Source organism: Nitrospira sp. Nam74, assembly GCF_965152615.1.
This window is the reverse complement of sequence record NZ_OZ224220.1, coordinates 3,423,269-3,445,726: the sequence shown is the minus strand read 5'-3', so window position 1 is coordinate 3,445,726 and position 22,458 is coordinate 3,423,269. Positions and strand designations below refer to the sequence as shown.

The following is a 22,458-nucleotide window of genomic DNA, read 5'->3' as shown; positions in this document are numbered from 1 at the left end:
CATCTTTGATTCGACCCGGTCACCGCGCATCACCTAGGTTAATCCTCGAGCATAAAGCGGAGCACACGCCGGAATTTATACCAATCGCGACTGAGAAAGCCTGTAGACCGTTGTCGAAAGGCCAACAGCCATAAGGTCATTTGTCGTCTACGTAAATGCACGGGGTCTAAAATCATCACGGTGCAGGCATCCGATAGTTCTCCCTCTATAAATGGCGTCTTTCGGTGATTAGAGGTAACATTGGAGATAGCCAGGATGAACGAAAGGATTGCCGCTGAATGGTCTATCTGAGTCAGCTCCTGACCGTCACTGCAGTGTACTTCTTCGTCGGCAAGCTTGGACTCGGCTTTGCTTTCATTAATCCTAGTGCTAGTGCTGTTTGGCCTCCTGCAGGAGTCGCACTTGCAGCGTTACTTATATGGGGTTTACGGGTATGGCCGGCTCTCTTCGTTGGGGCCTTCCTCGTCAATGTGACCACGACCGGATCGGTTCTATCTTCCCTCGGAATCGCAACCGGCAATATGCTGGAAGGACTGCTGGGCGCTTATTGCGTCAACCGATTTGCGAATGGAATGTCGGCATTCGATCGTCCCGGCGATATTTTCAAATTCGCGCTCGTCACGGGTTTAATGAGCACCGTTAGCGCGACGGTAGGGGTGGCCAGCTTGTCGCTTACCGGCTCCGTACACTGGGCTGACTCCAGCCAAACATGGCTAACGTGGTTGCTGGGAGATGCAGGAGGAGCACTAATTATTACGCCCGTGCTCGTACTGTGGTGGCTCAATCCCGCCTTTGAATGGGGGCGGTTGAAAGCAGTCGAACTTATCGGTGTCCTCTTTTCACTCCTTATCATGGCTCACCTTGTTTTCGGAGGCATCCTGCCCTTTGAGATTAAATCGTATCCGTTCACCTTTTTGCTCGTGCCAACCCTGGTGTGGGCGGCCTTACGGTTCGGCCCCCGCGATACTGTGACCGTCGTCTTGTTGCTGGCGGGAATCTCCATCTGGGGGACGCTTCATGGTGGCGGCCCCTTTATCAGGGAATCACCGAATGACTCACTCTTGTTTTTGCAAATGTTTCTCGGGGTGGTGACCCTTATGATTCTGACTCTTGCAGCGAGCCGATCGGAATACAAGCGGGTCGAGGAAGCGCTGCGGCTGGGACACGAGGACTTAGAAGTGCGCGTTCAAACGAGGACGTCGGAGTTGGCGGAGGCAAACCGGGCGCTCGAGGCGCAAATCCGTGAGCGTCTCCAAACGGAAGACGCTTTGCGTGAGAGTCAGGAACGATTCAGCAACGCCTTCCGGGACGCATCGATCGGAATGGCACTCGTAAGTCTTGACGGAGGCTGGTTACAGGTGAATCAGGCCTTATGTGACCTGCTGGGATATCCAGAAGATGAGCTGCTGAAAACGAACTTTCAGGCCATTACGCATCCAGAAGATCTGGAGTCAGATCTGGCGCATGTCCGCCAAATGCTCACCGGCGAGCGCCGAACCTATCACATGGAGAAGCGCTACATCCATAAACAGGGATATATTATTTGGGTGCTCTTGAGTGTATCACTCTTCCGGGAGCCGGGTTACGCGCCACGGTATTTCATTGTGCAGGTACAGGACATCGCCGGGCGAAAGCGCGCAGAACTTGAACTCGTCCGTGCAAAGGAAACGGCAGAGGCGGCGAGCCGGGCAAAAAGCGAATTTCTCGCCAACATGAGCCATGAAATCCGGACGCCTATGAACGCCATCATTGGAATGGCGGATTTACTGTGTGAGACGCCCTTGAATCGCGAGCAACAGGAATATGTCGGCATTTTTCGACGAGCGGGAAACACGCTGCTGAATCTCATTAATGACATTCTGGATCTGTCCAAGGTCGAAGCAGGATGTCTTCAGCTTGAAGAGATTAAGTTCAATCTTCATGACGCTGTCGACAAGACCTTGGAAATGATGGCGCTCCGAGCGCAGGAAAAGAATTTAGAGCTGGCCTGCTTCATCGCACCAGACGTCGTCACCAATCTTGTGGGGGACCCGAACCGCCTTCGCCAGGTATTGCTGAATCTGATCGGCAATGCCATCAAGTTTACAGAACAGGGAGAGGTGACGCTGCGTGTCATTAATGATCCTGAAGCGCCTCGGATCGGACAACTGCGTTTTAGCATCACGGACACCGGGATCGGTATTCCCCCGGAGAAGCTCGATGTGATCTTCATGCAATTCACGCAGGCAGATTCATCCATTACCCGACAATACGGGGGCACCGGCTTAGGCCTAGCGATCTCAAAACATCTCGTTCATCTGTTGGGCGGGGATATCTGGGTTGAAAGTGAGGTGGGGCGGGGGACGACGTTTTCATTTACGGCATGGTTTGGGATCCAAGCCGAGCCCATAGAACAGGAGGTGCTTCCCAAAGTCGAGATCCAAAGGATGAGGACACTGGTGGTCGATGATAGTCCCACCAATCGCTTACTTCTGAGAGAAGCCCTGACTGCTTGGGGGGCTATTGTCGTGGAAGCATCGGGCGGTGTTGCAGCCGTCACAGAACTTCAATCTGGCAAGAAGAGAGGTGTCCCATATGACTTGGTCCTGTTGGACTGTCGGATGCCGGATCTGGACGGCTTCGGGGTGATCGAAAAGTTTTGTGAAGAATCGAGCCTTGCCGACATGACGGTTGTGATGCTGACGTCAGACCCGCGGAGTACCGACATTGCACGGTCCTACCAACTAGGGCTGGGAGGATATCTGGTCAAGCCGATCCGCCGCGCGGAGCTGCGTAAGGCGATTTCAATTGCGATCGGCAGAACACGGCGCAGGGAGGTCGCAGCCCCCAGCATGGCGGCGACAGGGCCAGCGCTTAAGATCCTGCTCGTCGAGGATAGCGCCGACAATCGTCGGCTGATTCAAGCCTATCTCAATTCCACAGCACATAACGTCGAGATCGCGGAGAACGGTCTTGTCGCCGTCCAGAAATGTCAGGCGACGCGATACGATCTGATACTGATGGATATTCAGATGCCGGTGATGGACGGGTATACGGCGACCAAAGCCATCCTGGAGTGGCAGCAGGCACAGCAGGAACAGGAGACGCCCGTTGTCGCCCTGTCTGCCAACGCGCTCGCAGGCGATGTCGAGAAAAGCATCGCGGTCGGATGCCTGGCGCATCTCACCAAGCCTATTAAGAAAAGCACGCTGCTGACTGCCATTGACGAGTTTGCCAGACCGGCTTCAAAGCCAGCGGCGTCCTGAAGCAACCCCCCTCGCTCTGCGTTCGTCATTTTCGTCGGACATCAGTCCTTTCACGGCTAAGCATCGTTTGCTCTTCTCAATTTGCTGGATTTCTTGTCATGGCTTGGTTTTAGGAACGTCTACTAAAGAGCGTCCCCTTGCAGTCGTAACGTGATCGTAGTGAACGGGACACTGAGGTTTGGGGGGGAGGTGTGACGGGAATGATTACAGTCAGATAAATAGAGCCAAAGGGTAAGCGCGTAGGGTTGCAGCACAGTCTTTTATGGGACCGTTGGGACAGCGTGACAAATTCAGATGCACCATGCCTAGATAGAAAGACTGCGCTTTTCACGAACCAGTAGAGCTCCTAGGCCCAAAAAACAGGAAGCCGGCAGGGGAGGCCGGGTGGCATTGAACCTGCTGGTGTATTCCTCCAACTCATCATAAGTACAACGAAAGGAGATGAGCATGAGATTAGGAATTAGGCGACTAACCGTCGTCATTTCCGTATGGACCACTCTAATGTCTCCTCTAGCAGCTCAAGCAGTTCCGTTTAGTATTGCCAGCTCAGTGGCCCAAAGTGGTATTGATCAATCAATCGGGAATGCGCCACTGGCAGTGGTCAATGAGCCAGGCTTCGATTTTGTCGGGCAAGATTACAGGTCTCTCCGAAGTGTTGATCGTGTGTCCATTACGCTTACGCTTTTAGATGGCGATTCCGCTGTTGGCGACCGGGACTTTGGCAAGCTGACATTAATGCTGGAAGGCGTGAATACGGGTATTCTTCTGAATGGATTTAGAGATTCGGAACTTGACACACTAACTATTACAGGCTTCCCGAGTGACGAAGACAAGATTCAGATTCTCGCTGGACTTCAAGTCGATGGCCATGTTTCAGCATGGATCCTATCAACAGATCAGCCTAGCTTTAATCGAATTGGAGTTCCCTCTGGTTCGAATGCGACATTAGTATTAACTGGAGACCGGCGAGCGAACATAAATTACTTGCGAATAAACGATCTTGAATCGCAACGGTCCATTGCCAACCCAGAGCCCTCGACGTGGTTGCTGCTCCTTTCCGGTCTTGTTCTATTAGGCGGCTATAACGCTTGGTGCCGTATTTCTCTTTGTTAGCCGGAATCATTATCCTCGTGAAGGTGACCGCTTTCATGACCTCGGTTAACCGCCGCATTCCCAGCAGTGCCGAGAACTCCAAATGTGGACACTTGTAAGCGGTTGGACGGGTCAAGTGAGCTTTCCCCGATTCCGTGGACACCTGGTTAAACCACAGCCGTCCTCGCCTCGAAGGGGGCGGGGGAATAGTAGCCGAGTGTGGAGTGCGGCGCAGCCGATTATAAAACACCTCGATGTACTCGAAGACCTCACGTTTCGCTTCGTCCTATGTTCGATACTGGCCATGATTGAGTAACTCACGTTTGAGCGTGCCGAAGAAATTTTCGACGCAGCGTTGTCCCAGCAATTTCCCGGCGCGACATGCTGGCGACCATGCCCGGCTGAGAGAGGAGCTGCTGTCGATCGCAGTAGTGGACGACCCCGGCCGGGGGGTGCGATGTTGGACGGCCATCGTCGGTGCCTGCTGGGGTAGCGCGCCCGTTAGCCGAGGGCCCATGGCCCAGCCGATCACGGCCCGTGAGGAAAGATCGAGCAGTACCGTGAGAGAGAGCCGCCTTCCGCGGCCCAGATGTAGCTAATAACCCATGCCCGCGACCGGTTAGGGCGCTCGATGGTGAATTGGCGATTGAGCGTGTGGTGCGCGACGGGGAATCGGTGACTCGACTCGGTGGGGCTCGCTATTTTCCCACCATTCTGGCACGCAGCCCGTGCGCAATCATGAGCCGGGCCACGCGATGTTCACTAATCCGATGCATCAGCTGCATGAACGTGTGCCAGATTTGCGGGCTGCCCTGGGTGTGACGACTCTCCCGGTGGATCGCTCGGATATCCGCGACGAGCGGACGATTGAGGCATTCCGCTGACTCTCAGGCGATTACGCCAGGCGTAGGGACGAGACCGAGAGCGCGCGACACAGGAGCCGGATCGGATAGCGGCGGTCGTTCTCGTGGATCGCGCGATATGTCATCGGGACGTCTTCGCGACGAACGCCGCCGCACGTCGTAAAAATCCTGCTCCTTGGGTGCCACGCGTGAGTTCCTCCGCTTCGGTGCGGTGGGCCGTAACGGATGGTCCCCTGGACCTCCGCCTGCTTCAAGGAAGGAGTATATTTTAAGGTGCTTTCCCTGACGACAAGGAGCCACATGAGAAGGTTATAAAAATGTATCAATTCGAAGGGAAGGGAGGAAGCCATGGCGAGATACATCGAATGGAACATTGTACGAAAAGTAGCAATGATCGATGAGAATCGATCTTGTTTGGAGGCGGCCGTATTAATGACACAGGAATTCGTCGGCTCAGTAGTCGTTACCAGTTCATCTAGGATTAGCGGAATTTTCACAGAGCGGGACCTGATGATGAGGGTAGTGGGAAAGAGGAAAGATCCCGAAACGGCAAAGATAAAAGACGTGATGTCACAAGACATTATCAAAGTGAGTCCTAGGGATACCGCTGGCTATTGTTTGAATCTCATGAAAGAGCATCGATGCCGACATCTTCTAGTCTTCGATGGCGACGAGTTCCTTGGAATCGTTTCCCTCCGTGACTTGGTCACGCTCATGATAGACGAGAAGGAGGAACTGATTGGACATCTCGAAAAATATATCACGTCATGAGAGACAACAGGAGCGAGGACGCCATTGCAGCGACAAGACAGACCGCGTGGCCATTCGATCTCATCTGCCAACAAGTATGGGTCCTGCGCTACTCAATCTGCGGGTACGTTCCACAGGGCGCGGCTTCGCAAGCCCCAGGCTGCACCTCAGACGGTCTCGTGCAGACTTTTGCTCTGCTAGGTGTCACCACCCACTGAGAGGCGATTGATGGAACTCTGCCACCCTCGGACGGACGAGGTGTGCAAAGTCAGCGTATCCCATCCTGATCGCTTCAGAATGCGTTCCCGCTTGAAGGACGATCTGTTCATTCTCGCTGAGTGATCCATCCACATAGACATCCAGGCCATATAGATTTCACAAATGGTGGTCTGGGGCCGACCTCGGAGTCCGTGAAGAGATCTTTGAACTTCTCTTTAGTGGTAATCGCACATGCCTGGTGAAAAAAAAGTGTCTAAGTCGGTAGAGATCCACTTTCCAAGTGCGTGAGCGATCTCAGGGGCGCGATAGGCTCTGATGAATTAAGACTTCATACCTTGTGATGATCAGGGTAATCCTTCAGTTTCCGTCAGATTGCCATGGCGCCAGATCAACCACAGCGTGACCATCGTGGCCAAAAATTCGGTACATCGGTACAATAAATCGCCCGTTTCGGCAGGGGATCGAAGGGGTCACAACGGCGGCTTGTCATGCAACTAGCCTTAGAAATAAATGAGCAAGAGATACTGGCGTGGGCACTTCAGAGCACGGTGTCGGATCTTGGTGCTGAGATTGCCGATACCGAGAATCAGGAGTTTCGAGAAGATCTCAAAGAGCGAAAGGCGATACTGGTTGGGATTCTGAGTGGTCTGAGATAGCTGTAAGAGCTGGCTCCACTGTTTTCCCCCGTCTTCGATATTCCATTCGTACTGCATGCCTACATTACGATATCTAGTTAGTCCTATCAACTATTCAAAATCCTACTCAAGGAGTAGGATAAATCTTACAGCAACATGTCTGTGAGGCCGACTATGTGCCCTCGCTGTAGCCAATCGAGTCTCCAACATACCGGTGTTTTTTGGCAGTGTTCGGATTGCTGGCTGGCGATCACGCATCAAGCGCTTTGCCAAGAGCGGCGCCGGTCCCACACCAGCCTTCCGCCTGTTAGTTCAACGCATCGTCTGAAGGAATACACATGAATCATTTTAGAACGAGAGTCTATATGCAAGCCCTCTCCATGCTAGTCAGTTCCACTATCTGTCGTCTTTCTGGATACGGGCGGATCAGATAAACGCCGAGCCCCCGGCTTTGACCGGGGAAAGGAGTCTCCGATGGCTCATGTTGCCACCCGAGTCCTGCCGTTACTCAGAACTTACACCCGGTCGGAAGCTGGGTCGCCAGCCGGTGAGTGGACTTGCGGGGCCACGTTTGTTCAATCCCCTGCTCCCGTTCCACGGGATTTAGAAGTTGCCTACGGAATGATAACCGGTGTGGTGTTCGGTCTATTGGCATGGGTTGGCCTACTTCTGCCTGTGTTGTATTTTCTTCTCTAATCGGCTGCGTGAGTCCATTTATGGCTGCAATTCCGGCGGGCGCGTGATGATTCGCAGCCGGATATCGTCGCCGACCATCATCTGAATCATTTTCTGGTTCAGGCATGATTGTATAGATTGGACGTCCGTCGAGGAGAAGACGACTTCTCCCCCGCATCGATCGACTAAGTGAAGCAGCAATGTCGGAAGGAGTTGCTCCAGGTCTTCATCCGTCAGCTGCTGACTGCAATTTTGAACGCGTTTCATAGAAGTGTACTTAGACCCGTGGACGATACGACGGCTTCCTCCGCCGTTCGGCTGTCAACACGAGCTGCTCCCCGCTTTTCTCGTCGCTTGAAACATGGAGTACATAATTGGCAGTGGTCGCGTTTCGAGGTGTACACGACCTCAAGATTCTTGTCACCGCAGTCGAAGCAGATGGGCTGAACGCCGTTCGCGAAGGGAAGGGATGAGATGTGGATACTATCCAACTCGGTCCTAGTCCGGATGACGGCATCGCGAATGCCGAGCAGGAGGGTACGGACGCCGGCATCGGCCAACGGGAGGACCTGTTCGAAGGCAACGAGTCCTTCTTCTAGCGTGCTTACCCTCAATCGTTGCCGACCTAATGTCCTCACTCTGTCTCCCTCCGATCAATCTAGTAACTGCTCTCGTGTGGCACATCATGCAATTGTTTATATGTTCAGCACAATCGGACCTTCGTCATACGACCTTAGTACCAAGGCACCGGCAGCTTGTGTGGGCCGTGCGATTGATGCCTCAAAGGGAGTGGTGTTCTGTTCGGACGCGGCTCCCTTTGCACCCTACACAAAGGCCTGCGGTCACTGGACGAGGAAAGAGAAGTCAACGGCTCATGACATGAGTAGGAGGGCAGGATCACCGCCGCTCTCTCGCGGTATCCCCTGTCATTAAATTATTTGTCAGTTTTCACGATGCGTCCGTTCTGCGCATCCACCCAGACGGTTCTGGAGTTATTGCTGTTATCTACCAACTCAACCTCGTACACAGTACGCCCGCCTTCGGTTTCAAGATGGGTCTCTTTCGCCTTTGCACCGGGAACGGATGCTTCGGCGGTTCGTACGGCTTGCTGCATCGAGATCCGTGCATTCTTCGCCATCGTTTCTTGACTGGCGCACGCGGTCAACGCTACAAACGCGAATATGAGCAGGACAGCTGTAGATCGCATACGACCTCCTCTGGTTGGATCGCACGATACATCTCTTGAACACGGTAGCTCATGAACCGTGGTCAACGATCATTTCAACGCCTCGGGCTTTTGGGCGGCATTAAATGGACCGCTCCAACAGGGGGACACGGCTACCGGTTGAGAGGTGACATGAGTGGCCTGGACCGACCACGACCGCACCGACTCACAGCCCGCGGCCGAATCAAACGGTCCGACGATCGTCGGTTGGCTTCCACCGCCCGGCGACCATAAGAGAAACCACCATGCCAAGAGGGTGGCCGTCATGCCTGTAGAGGACAATCCACTATTGCCCCAATGCCTGTGCGAATCTTGCGGCCAATCTTATGCTTCCTGAATAAGGGATTGTGTGTGAAAATCCTATCGGATGAAGCTCCGGTCTCCTGTCGGCGGACCTGACGGACGAAAAGTCTTTGGAGGGTATAGTGAGTAGGCCAAAGCCTTACTTTGCGTCCGTTCGACCCACTAATTCGATAACGGCTGATTGAGCTCCAGCCAATATTTGGCGATGACTTTCGCGGCTTCCGTAAATTCATCGAAGTTGACCGGCTTGACGATGTAGCTGCTGATGCCTAACTGGTAGCACTGATAAATATCCCGTGCTTCTCGTGAGGAGGTCAGCACAACGATGGGAACATGGCGTGCTGTGGCATTGGCCCGAATTTGGCGCAACACATACTGTCCCTCGATAAGCGGCAACTTTAAGTCCAAGAGAATCAATTTTGGCAGAATCTGTTCATTGCGGCCGGCATACGTGCCTGTACAGTGAAAAAAATCGAGGGCCTCGGCCCCGTCGCGTACAATATGAATCCGCTTTGCCTTGCTATGTTTCTGAAAGGCGTGCACTGTCAGCTCAGCATCTGAGGCATTGTCTTCGATGAGGAGGATATCAATCGGTTCCCGCGTCATGCTGCTTGTCTCCTTGTAAGGTGAAGTAAAACGTGGCTCCCTTGTCGACATCCGTTTGAGCCCATACCTTTCCCCCGTGGCGTGAAATGATTCGTTGGACGATCGCGAGTCCCACTCCGGTGCCCTCATATTCTTCAGGTCGGTGAAGCCGTTGGAAGACGCCGAACGCCTTGTCGACATATTTCATATCGAAGCCGATACCATTGTCTTGGACATAATATGCACCGATGCCTCCGATGGCTTGCTCTTGATATCCGATATGAATGGCGGCGCGGGGGCGCGTCCGTGTGAATTTCAGTGCATTGTGCAAGAGATTCACGAAAACCTGCTTGAGCAGCGCCGGATCGGCCGGGGTCGATGGGAGCGTTCCGATGGCAATGTCCACCGACCGACCTTCCCTCTGCGACTCCAATTCCACAAGTGCGAGTCGAGCGAGGTCAGCGGGATCGACAGACTCCTTCCTGAGAGGTTGACGTGCCAATTTGGAAAACGCTAACAAATCTTCCACCAATCGATCCATGTGCTGTGTGCTGCTGCGCATCAAATGCAGGTAGCGTTGGGCTTTGAGGTCGAGACGGGATTCGTATTCATCGATCAGAATCCGTGAGTAGCCGTCGATGGCCCGCAGGGGCCACCGGAGATCGTGCGAGACTGAATACGAGAAGGCTTCCAGTTCTTGGTTCGCCTCCTCCAATTCTGTCGTTCGGGTTTGGAGTAGGCGCTCAGTGCGATGCCGAGCTTCACTGAGGCTGCTGATAGTGACGGACACAAGCGCGAATACAATGAGCTGCAGAAGATCTTCCCATTTCGTGACAACCAGTGAATATTGCGGCGCAAGGACAGCAAACGCGATACCTGCTGCGGCGAGTCCGGCTGAAAAGAGGCCGGGATAGAGCCCGCCGTACCAGGCACTTAATGCCACCGCTACCACGACGACTTGGAACACGCCGCGATGAGTGACACTACTCAATACCAGTGTGAGGGCCAAACACAGCGCCGTGATCGCGAAGGCAAATCCGAATCGCTGAAAGCGGGTTTTAAAACGAGCAATGGGAACTGAAAAACCTAACCATCTCATTCAGGTAACCTTTTACAGGTTTCCACTGTAAATGTGCGTAGGTCGCCACGGCATGTCTTTGTGAGTTTGTAGGCAAATGTAGGTGTTACGACTACACGTCAACGCCCTATTTTCTGCTTTCCATTTTCTCCTACCTCGATTATTTTACTACCCTGGATTTTCAGTAGATCGCCTTACCCAACCTGTGTCCGAATCAGACATTCTCAAAAGGGTTAAAGGAGGCTTGCATGCAGGTCAAAGAACGTACGGATGAATCGGTCTTCAGCGAAACTCTCCTCAGTACGCTGAAGTCCTTTCGGAAGGGCGAGTTCGGTGTCCGTATGCGGCTCAATCGGTCGGGGATCGCCGGTGAAATCGCCTCCATCTTGAATGAAATCATCGAGCAGAACGAGCGCCTCACCAAAGATCTGCAGCGCCTCAGCAAGGTCGTCGGCAAGGAAGGGAAGATCGGCGCACGCGCCTCAATCGGCAATGTGACGGGATCATGGGGGACATGCGTCGATTCCGTGAACTCTCTAATTAGTGACCTCGTGCGGCCGACTGCCGAGGTGACGCGCGTGATCGGGTCTGTCGCAAAAGGCGATCTGACACAATCCATTCCGTTGGAAACCGAAGGACGCCCCATTAAGGGCGAATTTTTGAGAACTGCTAAGCTGGTTAATACAATGGTGGACCAGCTTAATTCGTTTGCGTCCGAGGTGACACGTGTCGCCCGCGAAGTGGGTACGGAAGGCAAGCTGGGCGGACAAGCAGAGGTGAAAGGCGTCGCCGGAACGTGGAAAGACCTCACCGACAACGTCAATCTCATGGCTAATAACCTGACGAACCAGGTGCGAAACATTGCACAGGTGACGACCGCCGTCGCGAACGGCGACCTGTCGAAGAAAATCACGGTAGATGTGCGCGGTGAGATTCTCGAGCTGAAGAATACGATCAATATCATGGTGGACCAGTTGAACTCGTTTGCATCTGAGGTTACGCGCGTGGCCCGTGACGTCGGGACGGAAGGAAAATTGGGCGCACAGGCCGTCGTGCGAGGGGTGGGCGGCGTATGGAAAGATCTCACCGACAACGTCAATCTTATGGCAAACAATCTGACGAACCAGGTGCGAAACATCGCGCAGGTGACCACGGCGGTGGCGAACGGCGACCTCTCAAAGAAGATCACCGTGGAAGTCAGGGGCGAAATCTTAGAGCTAAAAAACACGATTAATACGATGGTGGACCAGCTCAACTCCTTTGCCTCGGAGGTCACGCGTGTCGCCCGTGAAGTGGGCACAGAAGGGAAGCTCGGTGCGCAGGCGTATGTGCGAGGCGTCGGTGGTACCTGGAAGGATTTGACGGACAGCGTGAACTATATGGCGAGCAATCTTACGGGCCAGGTCCGGAATATTGCGCAGGTCGCGACCGCGGTGGCCAACGGCGACCTGTCGAAGAAAATCACCGTCGAAGTAAAAGGTGAGATTCTCGAGTTGAAGAATACGATCAATATCATGGTGGATCAGCTCAACTCCTTCGCGTCTGAAGTGATCCGGGTGGCCAGAGAGGTCGGTACCGAAGGCAAGTTGGGTGGTCAGGCGGAAGTGCGAGGCGTGGCCGGCACGTGGAAGGATCTCACCGACAACGTCAACTGGATGGCCGGTAACTTGACCAGTCAAGTGCGCAACATCGCGCAGGTGACGACGGCGGTGGCGAACGGCGACTTGTCGAAGAAAATCACCGTGGATGTGAAGGGCGAAATTTTGGAGTTGAAAAACACCATTAATACGATGGTGGACCAATTAAACTCGTTCGCGTCGGAAGTCACGCGCGTCGCGCGCGACGTCGGCACTGAAGGTAAACTCGGCGGCCAGGCCGACGTGAAAGGTGTGGCGGGGACCTGGAAGGACCTGACCGACAACGTCAACTTGATGGCGAGTAACTTAACCAGTCAGGTGCGCAACATCGCGCAGGTGACGACGGCGGTGGCGAACGGCGACCTCTCGAAGAAAATCACCGTGGACGTGAAGGGTGAGATTCTCGAGTTAAAAAACACGATCAACGTCATGGTCGATCAGTTGAACTCGTTCGCGTCGGAAGTTACGCGTGTCGCGCGCGAAGTCGGTACGGAAGGGAAACTCGGCGGTCAGGCAGATGTGAAAGGCGTCGGTGGAACGTGGAAGGACCTCACCGACAATGTGAACTTGATGGCGAACAACCTGACGAACCAAGTGCGCAACATTGCACAAGTCGCGACCGCAGTGGCGAACGGCGACCTGTCGAAGAAAATCACGGTGGACGTGAAGGGGGAAATTCTCGAGTTGAAGAATACGCTCAACGTCATGGTGGACCAATTAAATTCTTTCGCATCGGAAGTCACGCGTGTCGCCCGCGACGTCGGCACGGAAGGGAAGCTGGGGGCGCAGGCCGTCGTACGGGGCGTCGGCGGAGTCTGGAAAGATCTGACCGACAACGTGAATTTCATGGCGAGTAACTTAACCAGTCAGGTGCGCAACATCGCGCAGGTGACGACGGCCGTGGCGAACGGCGACCTGTCGAAGAAAATCACGGTGGATGTGAAGGGGGAAATCTTAGAGTTGAAAAACACCATCAATACGATGGTGGACCAATTGAACTCATTCGCCTCGGAGGTCACACGTGTCGCCCGTGAGGTCGGCACGGAAGGGAAACTCGGCGGGCAGGCGGAAGTGAAAGGCGTCGGCGGTGTCTGGAAGGATTTGACGGACAATGTCAACTCGATGGCGAGTAACCTGACCAGCCAGGTTCGAGGTATCGCGAGAATCGTGACCGCGGTGGCCAATGGCGACTTGAAACGCAAACTGACGGTGGAAACGAAAGGTGAGATCGCGGCGCTCGCCGATACGATTAACGAAATGATTGATACGCTGGCGACCTTTGCCGACCAGGTAACCACCGTCGCCCGCGAGGTGGGAACGGAAGGCAAACTCGGCGGGCAGGCCAGCGTGCCGGGTGCAGCCGGACTGTGGAAGGATCTCACGGATAACGTGAACCAGTTGGCGGCGAACCTAACCAATCAGGTACGCGCCATTGCGGAAGTAGCGACGGCCGTGACGAAGGGCGACCTGACGCGGTCCATTAACGTGGAAGCGCTTGGTGAGGTCGCATCGTTGAAGGACAACATCAATGAGATGATCCGCAATCTGAAAGACACGACCCAGAAAAACATGGAACAGGACTGGTTGAAAACGAACCTGGCCGAGTTCACGAACAAGCTGCAAGGTCAGAAGAATTTGACGACGGTGGCCAATCTGATCTTGTCGGAATTAGTCCCGCTCGTGAATGCTCAACAAGGCGTCTTCTACATCAATGATCCTGTCGAAGGAGAGCCGGTCTTGAAGTTGCTCGGCGGCTATGCGTTCCGCACCCGCAAGGGCATGTCGAATGTCTTCAAGGCCGGGGAAGGTCTTGTCGGGCAATGTGCGCTCGAAAAGGAGCGCATCGTCGTCACCAACGTGCCACCGGAGTACATTCAAATCAGTTCGGGGCTCGGATCCGCGACCCCATATAATATTTTGGTGCTTCCGATTCTCTTCGAGGAAGAGGTCAAGGCGGTCATCGAGTTGGCCTCGTTCAATCGGTACAGCGATATTCACGTCACGTTCCTGGACCAACTCAAGCAAACGATCGGAATCGTCTTAAACACGATCGCGGCGAATATGAGAACGGAAGACCTTCTGAAACAGTCGCAAGCCCTGACGGCGGAATTACAAGCGCAGCAGCACGAGTTGAAAACGACGAATGAACGCCTGGAACGTCAGGCGGAAACCTTACGGAAGTCCGAAGAACTGTTGCGACAACAGCAAGAAGAGTTGCGCCGGACCAACGAGCAGTTGGAAGAAAAAGCTAATTTGCTGGCGAACCAAAATACCCAGGTGGAAACCAAGAATCGAGAAGTGGAGGAAGCTCGATTGGCCCTGGAAGAAAAGGCTGCTCAATTGGCCCTATCGTCCAAATACAAGTCGGAATTCTTGGCCAACATGTCGCACGAGCTGCGCACGCCGTTAAATAGCCTGTTGATTCTATCGAAACTCTTGTCGGACAACCGTGAAGAGACACTGACGCCTAAACAGGTGGAATTTGCCCAGACCATTTACGCCTCGGGCAGCGACCTCTTAGCTCTCATCAATGACATCCTGGATCTCGCGAAAATTGAATCCGGGACCATGGGCGTGTCGATCAGCCCGGTAGGATTCGCCGAGTTGACCGATTATGTCGATCGCACGTTTCGTGAAGTGGCACAAAATAAAGGGTTGTCATTCGAGATCGAGCGGGTTGCCGGCTTGCCGTCGGCGATCCAAACCGACGGCATGCGCTTGCAGCAGGTCTTGAAGAATCTCCTCTCGAATGCGATCAAGTTCACCGACCATGGGAAGGTCGTCTTGCACATCGAAAAGGTTGTGACGGGATGGAACAGGGATCACATCGGGCTGAACCAGGCCGATTGTGTCCTCGCATTTTCCGTCACGGATACGGGAATCGGGATCTCTCCGGACAAGCAGCGGATTATCTTCGAGGCCTTCCAACAGGCAGATGGGACGACCAGCCGGAAATATGGAGGGACCGGGTTGGGCCTGTCTATCAGCCGGGAAATTGCGCGCCTGCTGGGCGGTGAGATTACGGTAAGCAGTACCCCGGGGCAAGGGAGTACATTTACGTTCTTTCTGCCGAGAGTCTACAGTTCGAGCACGGTGGTGCCGCGTCCGTCGGCTCCAGTCCTGGCCACGCGCAGCGCAGAACCGCGGACTGTCACGCTCCCAGTCGAGCCGGCACTCGAATACGTGGATGTGGACGTGCCGGCCGAGGTTGCCGACGATCGCGGGACTATTCATGCCAACGATCGTGTGTTGCTCATCGTGGAAGATGATGCGCCTTTTGCCAACATCCTGTTGGAACTGGCGCGGGAGAAGGGATTTAAGGGCCTGGTGGCAGGCAACGGCGAAGCCGGCCTGGGGCTGGCGCGTCGTTTCAAGCCGTCGGCCATCACGCTGGACCTTTGCTTGCCGGACAAGGATGGGTGGACGATTCTGGATCGATTAAAGCACGACCCCATCACCCGCCACATTCCCGTGCATATTATTTCCGTCGAGGAAGCACGGCAGCGGGGTCTGCGACTCGGCGCGTTCGGATACCTGAGTAAACCGGTTAGCCGGGAATGGTTAGAAAAAGCGTTTGATGAGATGATTGCGTTCATCGAGCGTCCGGCCAAAAACCTGTTGATCGTGGAAGATAATGCCGACCAGCGACAGAGCATGATGGAACTGATCGGGGGCGGTGATGTACAAGCCACATCCGTCGGGAGTGGTGAAGAGGCGCTCGATGCGCTCAAGCAGGCACGATTCGACTGCATGGTTCTGGACCTGCGGCTGCCTGATATGGATGGAAAGAACTTGATCGAACGAATTCACACAGAACTTGGATTGGCGAATCTTCCCATTATCGTCTATACGGGAAAGGAGTTGACCCACGAGGAAGAGAATGAACTCGTCAAGATGACCGAGGCCATCATTATCAAGGACGTTAAATCGCCGGAGCGGCTGTTAGATGAGACGGCTCTATTTCTCCACCGGTCGCCCGACACGCTCGGAACTTCACAGCGGCAGTTGTTGGATCGGTCGCGGCAGTCGGATCCGATTTTGGCGGGCAAAAAAATCTTGATTGTCGATGACGACATTCGGAATATCTTTGCGCTGACGAGCATTCTAGAACAGCACCATATGCAGGCGGTGTATGCGGAAAACGGATTCGATGGCATTGAAAAGTTGAAGCAGGAGCCTGATTTCGATATTGTGCTTATGGATATCATGATGCCCGAAATGGACGGATACGAAACCATGCACGCCATTCGGAAAATGCCTCAATTTGCTTCGCTCCCCATTATTGCCGTCACGGCAAAGGCCATGAAGGTGGACCGCGCAAAGTGTATCGATGCCGGCGCCTCGGACTATTTATCCAAGCCGGTCGATCCGGATCAGTTGCTGTCGCTGTTGCGTGTGTGGTTGTACCGGTAGGGGAAGGACGAAGGTTCCAGAACTGAGTCGGTCTCTGTCGGCACTGAGGACTGAGCATCCAGGATTCAAGGCATGGCTATCGCCAATCAGTTAGTGGAAGACACAGAGGTGCGTTTGCTTCTGGACGGACTGTTTCACGGATTCGGATATGATTTTCGTGATTATGTCGATGGACCACTGAAGCGGCGCATATGGGAGCGGGTGCATGCGGAAGGCGTGGAGACGATTTCGCAGCTGCAAGACAAGGTCTTCCATCAGTCGGGTTGTCTGGAAGAGCTGCTGGTCGGTCTGGCGACCACACGGGCCCCCATGTTTTCTGATCCCGGCTTTTATGCTGCATTTCGGACGACGGTGATCCCGATTCTCAAAACGTACCCCTCCATTCAAATTTGGCAGCCGGCCTGTTCAACAGGAGAGGAGGTATACGCCCTTGCGATCCTCTTGCATGAAGAAGGTCTTTTCCCGCGCGCACGCATCTATGCCACCGACATCCACAAGGCCGTCTTTCATACAGCCGCACAAGGTTTGTTCCCGCTCAGCATGATGGCGTTGAATGCGTCCAATTATCAGCAAGCGGGTGGGTCGTCCACATTTTCGGACTATTACACGATTGATGGGCAGTATGCCGCCATGGTGCCCTCCCTTCGCGAGCATGTTGTTTTTACCGACCATAGCGTTGCAGTCGATGAAGGGTTCAACGAGTTTCAATTGATTGTGTGCCGCCATGTTTGGGACCTGTACAATCCATGGCTTCAAGACCGTGTGATGACGCTCTTTTATCGAAGTTTGTACCGCTTCGGCATGTTGGGAGTGGGACGTGAGCGATTTCCGAAGCTCGCGACTGATGAAAAGCGATATGAGGAAATCGGCAGCGGATGGTACCGGAAGGCTTCGAAGCATGCGATGAGCATGAAGCCACATGTCGATCACAGGGAAGGGAATGCATGAACACGTCCATGGACGGGTCGAATCTGTTAACCAACATGGAACAGGCGCGGAAGACCGATGGCGGCGCTACACGCAAGCCGAGTCTTTTGCTTGTGGACGATAACCCGCAAAGTCTCTTAGCCTTGGAAAGCCTGTTGGCGGGGGACGATAGAGTAGTTATCAAGGCGCAATCCGGAGAAGAGGCGCTCAAACATCTTTTGGATGGCGACTACAGCGTCATCCTCCTGGATATCAAGCTGACCGGTATCGATGGCTATGAGACGGCCCGCCTTATTCGCGCTCGCGAGAAAACGCGCGATGTGCCGATCATCTTTCTGACCAGTTACAACAAGGATGATGCGGATGTAGTCAAAGGCTATGCCTATGGAGCCGTCGACTATATTTTCAAACCCATTGTTCCGGAGATCCTTGCCTCCAAGGTGAACGTGTTCGTCGAACTCTACAAGAAGACCAGGGACCTCGAGCGAAAAAATCTGGAGCTGGAGCGCGCCCAACATGAGTTAGTCCGCAGCAAGGCGGCCGAGACGTTGATCAAACATGCTCCCGATCCGGTGTTCGTCACGGATCTCGACGCCAACATTCTGTTAGCGAACAATGCTGCATGTGAGTTGCTGGGTCTAGAACCGGACCGATTGGGCTACGATTGCCTTTCACGTTTTTTGCCTGAGGATGACGTGGGACAATTCACGGGCGTGCTACGGGACGTGACCAATAAGGGATTATCGAGAAATGTCGACTTGCACCCGCGGAGCGTCTTAGGCAAGGTCACGCCGATGACTCTCAACGCGTCGGCATGGCGAGGCGCGGATGGAAAGATCATCGGCGCGATCGGTATTCTGCGCGACATGAGCGAGTACCAGCGGGTCCTCCGCGATCTGAAACGGTCGAAGGAGGAGCTGCAAGATAAAATCAAGGACCTCGAAAAGTTTGAAGAGGTGGTGGTTGGCCGAGAACTGAGAATGATCGCGTTGGAGAAGGAACTCAAAGCGCTCAAGAAGCAGTGAGTTGATAGATTGAGGTCACTCGCCATTGTCCGTTTTCTCTTTGCATCTTATCCGAGCGCACTCACAGGCTCAGCCCGTTTTTTATGACGTTCCATAAGAAGCATTTCGCTGTTCACCAGATCTTGACACTTGGCTGGCATCATCCAGCCCTAGGTCTTCGTTCCGGAACTCAGGAAGGATGGGGCGGATGCATCGCTTGCGTGGACCCGTGGGTCATCTCATACCGATCGCACTCTTGATCGTCTTGGCCTGTGCTCCCCAGCCGGTTCATGCTGCGCCGCCACGGTCAGCCATGGAGGATCTTGACCGTCTTGTGAAGGCCCGAGCGCACGAGTCCTCCGATCCCGCTGTCCTCGTAAAACTGTCCGAGCTCTATCTCAATATGGGCCAGGAAGGCTATACGGATGCGACACGGCAACAAGCAGCATTTGACGAAGGCGCCCGGATTGCAAAACGCGCACTTGACCTACAGGAAACGAATGCGGACGCGCACTACTTGTATGCAGCCAATCTAGGGAGAGCCGTTCAATTGAAGGGTCTCACGGCTTCCGCGCTGACCGTGCGAGAGCTGAAGGTGCATGTGGCCAGAGCGCTGGAGTTACGGAAGGACCATGCTCCGGCTCTGCACATGATGGGCCGAATGCTGGACGAACTCCCTTGGATACTCGGCGGGGATGTCGAGGCCGCGCTAAGATATCTCAAGCAAGCTGTGGAGGCCGATCCCAGATACGAACACGCTCGGTTAGATTTGGCCAAAGCCTACTTGAAACGAAACGATGTGGCGGCGGCGCGACTGGAACTTCAGATCCTGGTCGAAGGCACCACGGCACCTCACCTTGGTGTCGCAAATCGATTTCAAACAGAAGGTCGAACGCTTCTTGTTTCGCTGGAAGAAAGAGAGAGGCGCCGGCCGTAATGCTTTGAAGCTGTCACCCCACGCATTGCTGACCCGCCGTTCTGCGCAGACAGCTTCTCCTGCTCATAGACACTTCGTCCTGTCGAATCCTTAAGATATTTTTTCCGCCGTCGGCTGCGTTCTAACACAGCCCCTTATCAGACAACAACTTATGGCCAGAGATGTTCTTGCGATACGGGTACAACCTTTGCAGCTTACCAACTTGGGATGAAACAAGTTGGTAACCAAGGAGGCCTAGGATGCTACGTATACTTTTCAGCGCATTCCTCGTGCTTGCGTTTGGCAGTTCAGTGAAGGCAGCCGATTTGGAACTTCAGGTTGTCGATAAGGGCTGTTGGGTGGAGATCTATGAAGACGATAACTACGATAAGGACGATCCCCATCTTCTGATTCAGGGCCCAGCAGTGTTTGCTTCATTGAAAGATCTGAAGGGCCGGGATTGGAATAATGATGTCGAAAGTGTGATTATTGGCCCCAATGCCACCGTCAAAGCCTACAAGGATAAAGATTTTAAGGGAACGGAAATCGCGTTTACCTCTAACCAGCGTGTGCCGAACCTCGGCAAGCTGGATATGTCGAATGACATCGAATCGATGAAAGTCAGTTGCCATTCCTCCTAGTCCGGTGACGGTCGGCGGTGAAGCGGGGTTTTCTCACCGGCGCCCCGCTTCACCACGCCTACTCTTAAGACTTGTCCAGAATCATTTGGGCACAACGGTCACCACTGACGATTGCACTTTCTACTGTCCCGGGGACACCCGTGTCGGTCCAGTCGCCGCTGAGAAACAGATTGGGAAACGGGCTTTGCTGGAGCGGCCGGTGCGTGGTCATCCCTGGTTTCATGGACAAACAGGCTCGTGGAGAACGGACGATGTGGTGTGCAATCGGCTGCGTCTTCCCTATGTCCGGTAGCGTGCGGTGCAGGTCTTCCCCTGCCGACTTGAGCAAGTCGTCATCAGACCGCTCCAACCCGGACGGTCCGGTTATCACCAGAGAGACGTGTGTCTGTGGGGTATCCGCAGCCGGTGTCAAGCACATCCAATGAAATGTTCTGCCAGCCAACAAAATCACGCGCGGCGACAGGATCGGCGCATCCAGCCGAAGATAAACCGCTACAGCCGGTGTATCGGCCAGCTCTCCAATGTGTTGGAAATATGAAAAGCGGGTCAGCAGTCGTTCAGGTAGCAGGGCGGTCACACACTGATGCGGCAAGGCGAGGATATACCAATCGGCGACGGTCCGATTATCAGCCTTCGGCTGTATACCCGTGACCTTCTGCATATCGAACTCAATGCGGTCGACATATTCTGTTTTGATGGTGACTCCCATGCCGAGCAGGGCTTGTCGCAGAGGCTGATGCAGCAGTTGGTCTATGGTGAGCAGCGGAATGGCGAGTTGGGAGTGACTCCGGCTGGAAAGAAAATGACGCATTAGCGTCGTAAGTAGTGCCCCGGCGGAGACCGTTTTTACGTCGTCGCCCAGCAAGAATCGTGAGAGCGGCGACCAGACGTGGACACGGGCATAGTCGGATTGGCCGATCCCGCGAAGCCAGGCTTCCGCCGTATGACTATCCAGATCAGGCGGCAGGGCCGGATCCTGCTCCCATGTGCGTTCTACCCACATGAGAAAACGCCAGCGGTCCCGTGCAGGCATTCCTGGGAATATCGCTAGCCCTGCCAAGGCGTGAAGCGGTGCCGGCAGCGGTGGCCGCCGCAGGCGCACCGGACGACGATCCGACAACAGGAGCTCGAACCGAATCTTGTCATCATGCTGCACGTGCTTCGACGTTCCAAGCGTCTCCAATAGGGCACGGGTTGCAGTATGGCCCCCCATCAGCACAAACGGAAGGGGATCGATATTCTGTCTTCCGCCAATGGCCTCGGGCGGCAGGGCATGTTCAATCAGCGTGACGGCATACCCCCGCTGTCCGAGTCGAAGAGCAGTGGTCAGCCCAGCCAGGGTACTGCCTACTACCAACGCCGTTGGTTTCATCCGGCAAGCAGGGAGCGAAGCCAAATGCCTGTAGCGATCGCGAGACGATAGGGAGGGGCCAGTCCGACGCGAGCATCGTAGACCCGGTAGTCGGACCGTTCGATGCGCTCCAGGATCCGAGCATAGACGCCCCGCATGATTTCGGCGACAGTCAGTGCTCTGCGATCCTCCACCGGGAGTTGTCCGGCAGCTTGGCTTGCCTTGCGATAATAGTCTCGCGCCCGGTTGCATTGAAAGCGCATCAGTTCAGTAAAGGCGGGAGAATAAGTCTGTGTCAGCAGATCGTCTTCGGAATAGCCGAACCGTGCAAGATCCTCCTGAGGTAGATAGATGCGGCCTTGCTCGCCATCCGTCCGCAGGTCCCGCAAAATATTCGTCAACTGAAAAGCCAAGCCGAGGTTGACTGCATAATCATGTGCTCGTGGCGAGCGCGTCCCGAAGACATGGAGGCAGATCAACCCCACGACCGAAGCGACCCGATAGCAATAGAGGGAGAGGGCCTCAAACGTCGGATATCGTTTCAACGTCAAATCCATCTCGACGCCGGCGATGAGATCTTCGAAATATTCCTCCGGAATGGCTAGCTCTCGCACATGATGGGCAAGGCTGATCGCCACAGGAAAGGAAGGCGTGCCGTGATACGCGGCGGACAGCTCCCGTCGCCAGAGAGCCAGCTGGTCCTGCGGATTGCTGCCAGGCGGTGGCTCATCGACGGCATTGTCCACTTCTTTGCAAAATGCGTAGATCGTATACATCGCCGCCCGTCGGGCCGGGGGGAGAAATAAGAACGAATAGGCGAAATTACTCCCACTTCGCTTCGTGACGGTCTCGCAATAGGTCTGGGCTTCGGCACCGGTCATCATGATCGCCATAAAGGT

The 22,458-nt window shown here is 54.5% G+C and carries 18 protein-coding genes; 10 read left to right on the top strand and 8 right to left on the bottom strand.

The annotated features are described in order from the left end of the window. Nucleotides 1-278 precede the first annotated feature (278 nt). Together ACWHYZ_RS15980 and ACWHYZ_RS15975 are read left to right on the top strand one after the other, a co-directional pair. On the top strand, nucleotides 279-3,245 hold the full coding sequence (locus tag ACWHYZ_RS15980; RefSeq protein ID WP_447983674.1) for a response regulator: 2,967 nt from the start codon (nucleotides 279-281) through the stop codon (nucleotides 3,243-3,245). Between the two features lie 447 nt (nucleotides 3,246-3,692). Continuing rightward, complete coding sequence (locus tag ACWHYZ_RS15975) at nucleotides 3,693-4,358, top strand: PEP-CTERM sorting domain-containing protein (protein WP_447983673.1); 666 nt, start codon at nucleotides 3,693-3,695, stop codon at nucleotides 4,356-4,358. Nucleotides 4,359-5,035: 677 nt separating this feature from the next. Here ACWHYZ_RS15975 and ACWHYZ_RS15970 read toward each other — a convergent pair. Next, nucleotides 5,036-5,137 (bottom strand): hypothetical protein, encoded by a 102-nt coding sequence (locus ACWHYZ_RS15970; RefSeq protein ID WP_447987596.1) that lies wholly within the window; start codon nucleotides 5,135-5,137, stop codon nucleotides 5,036-5,038. 411 nt (nucleotides 5,138-5,548) lie between these two features. Here ACWHYZ_RS15970 and ACWHYZ_RS15965 point away from each other — a divergent pair, with 411 nt between their 5' ends. Both ACWHYZ_RS15965 and ACWHYZ_RS15960 read left to right on the top strand, forming a co-directional pair. Then, complete coding sequence (locus ACWHYZ_RS15965; RefSeq protein ID WP_447983672.1) at nucleotides 5,549-5,971, top strand: CBS domain-containing protein; 423 nt, start codon at nucleotides 5,549-5,551, stop codon at nucleotides 5,969-5,971. 686 nt (nucleotides 5,972-6,657) lie between these two features. Next, on the top strand, nucleotides 6,658-6,825 hold the full coding sequence (locus tag ACWHYZ_RS15960) for a hypothetical protein (protein ID WP_447983671.1): 168 nt from the start codon (nucleotides 6,658-6,660) through the stop codon (nucleotides 6,823-6,825). Between the two features lie 693 nt (nucleotides 6,826-7,518). On the opposite strand, the gene ACWHYZ_RS15955 is transcribed toward ACWHYZ_RS15960, so the two are convergent. Then, a complete protein-coding gene (locus ACWHYZ_RS15955) occupies nucleotides 7,519-7,746 on the bottom strand; it encodes a hypothetical protein (protein WP_447983670.1) in 228 nt (75 codons plus the stop codon). A 209-nt stretch (nucleotides 7,747-7,955) separates the two neighbouring features. Between ACWHYZ_RS15955 and ACWHYZ_RS15950 the strand changes: the two genes are divergently transcribed. Next, a complete protein-coding gene (locus ACWHYZ_RS15950; protein WP_447983669.1) occupies nucleotides 7,956-8,078 on the top strand; it encodes a hypothetical protein in 123 nt (40 codons plus the stop codon). Between the two features lie 335 nt (nucleotides 8,079-8,413). On the opposite strand, the gene ACWHYZ_RS15945 is transcribed toward ACWHYZ_RS15950, so the two are convergent. The 4 genes from ACWHYZ_RS15945 to ACWHYZ_RS15930 all read right to left on the bottom strand — a co-directional run bounded on the left by ACWHYZ_RS15945 (nucleotide 8,414) and on the right by ACWHYZ_RS15930 (nucleotide 10,691). After that, complete coding sequence (locus ACWHYZ_RS15945; protein WP_447983668.1) at nucleotides 8,414-8,686, bottom strand: PepSY domain-containing protein; 273 nt, start codon at nucleotides 8,684-8,686, stop codon at nucleotides 8,414-8,416. A 69-nt stretch (nucleotides 8,687-8,755) separates the two neighbouring features. After that, nucleotides 8,756-8,971, bottom strand: coding sequence for a hypothetical protein (locus ACWHYZ_RS15940; RefSeq protein ID WP_447983667.1), 216 nt, complete (start codon nucleotides 8,969-8,971; stop codon nucleotides 8,756-8,758). A gap of 198 nt (nucleotides 8,972-9,169) precedes the next feature. Next, a complete protein-coding gene (locus ACWHYZ_RS15935) occupies nucleotides 9,170-9,613 on the bottom strand; it encodes a response regulator (RefSeq protein WP_447983666.1) in 444 nt (147 codons plus the stop codon). Then, on the bottom strand, nucleotides 9,594-10,691 hold the full coding sequence (locus tag ACWHYZ_RS15930) for an ATP-binding protein (protein ID WP_447983665.1): 1,098 nt from the start codon (nucleotides 10,689-10,691) through the stop codon (nucleotides 9,594-9,596). The genes ACWHYZ_RS15935 and ACWHYZ_RS15930 overlap by 20 nt, the downstream gene beginning before the upstream one ends. A 227-nt stretch (nucleotides 10,692-10,918) precedes the next feature. On the opposite strand from ACWHYZ_RS15930, the gene ACWHYZ_RS15925 reads away from it, so the two are divergent. From ACWHYZ_RS15925 to ACWHYZ_RS15905, 5 genes are all read left to right on the top strand, one after another. Beyond that, a complete protein-coding gene (locus tag ACWHYZ_RS15925; RefSeq protein WP_447983664.1) occupies nucleotides 10,919-16,720 on the top strand; it encodes a HAMP domain-containing protein in 5,802 nt (1,933 codons plus the stop codon). Between the two features lie 72 nt (nucleotides 16,721-16,792). Beyond that, a complete protein-coding gene (locus ACWHYZ_RS15920; RefSeq protein WP_447983663.1) occupies nucleotides 16,793-17,668 on the top strand; it encodes a CheR family methyltransferase in 876 nt (291 codons plus the stop codon). Continuing rightward, nucleotides 17,665-18,672 carry a response regulator gene (locus ACWHYZ_RS15915; protein ID WP_447983662.1) on the top strand — a complete coding sequence of 336 codons (1,008 nt, stop codon included), beginning with the start codon at nucleotides 17,665-17,667 and terminating at the stop codon, nucleotides 18,670-18,672. Before ACWHYZ_RS15920 ends, ACWHYZ_RS15915 begins: the two co-directional genes overlap by 4 nt. A 187-nt stretch (nucleotides 18,673-18,859) precedes the next feature. Beyond that, entirely contained in the window at nucleotides 18,860-19,588 is a 729-nt protein-coding gene (locus ACWHYZ_RS15910; protein WP_447983661.1) for a tetratricopeptide repeat protein, read from the top strand. Nucleotides 19,589-19,827: 239 nt separating this feature from the next. Beyond that, on the top strand, nucleotides 19,828-20,208 hold the full coding sequence (locus tag ACWHYZ_RS15905; protein WP_447983660.1) for a beta/gamma crystallin domain-containing protein: 381 nt from the start codon (nucleotides 19,828-19,830) through the stop codon (nucleotides 20,206-20,208). 64 nt (nucleotides 20,209-20,272) lie between these two features. Here the strand turns inward: ACWHYZ_RS15905 and ACWHYZ_RS15900 are convergent, their stop codons facing one another. Both ACWHYZ_RS15900 and hpnD read right to left on the bottom strand, forming a co-directional pair. Then, nucleotides 20,273-21,580: a hydroxysqualene dehydroxylase gene (locus tag ACWHYZ_RS15900; RefSeq protein WP_447983659.1), complete on the bottom strand. Its 1,308-nt coding sequence runs from the start codon at nucleotides 21,578-21,580 to the stop codon at nucleotides 20,273-20,275. After that, on the bottom strand, nucleotides 21,577-22,452 hold the full coding sequence (gene hpnD, locus ACWHYZ_RS15895; protein WP_447983658.1) for a presqualene diphosphate synthase HpnD: 876 nt from the start codon (nucleotides 22,450-22,452) through the stop codon (nucleotides 21,577-21,579). Before hpnD ends, ACWHYZ_RS15900 begins: the two co-directional genes overlap by 4 nt. Nucleotides 22,453-22,458 lie beyond the last annotated feature (6 nt).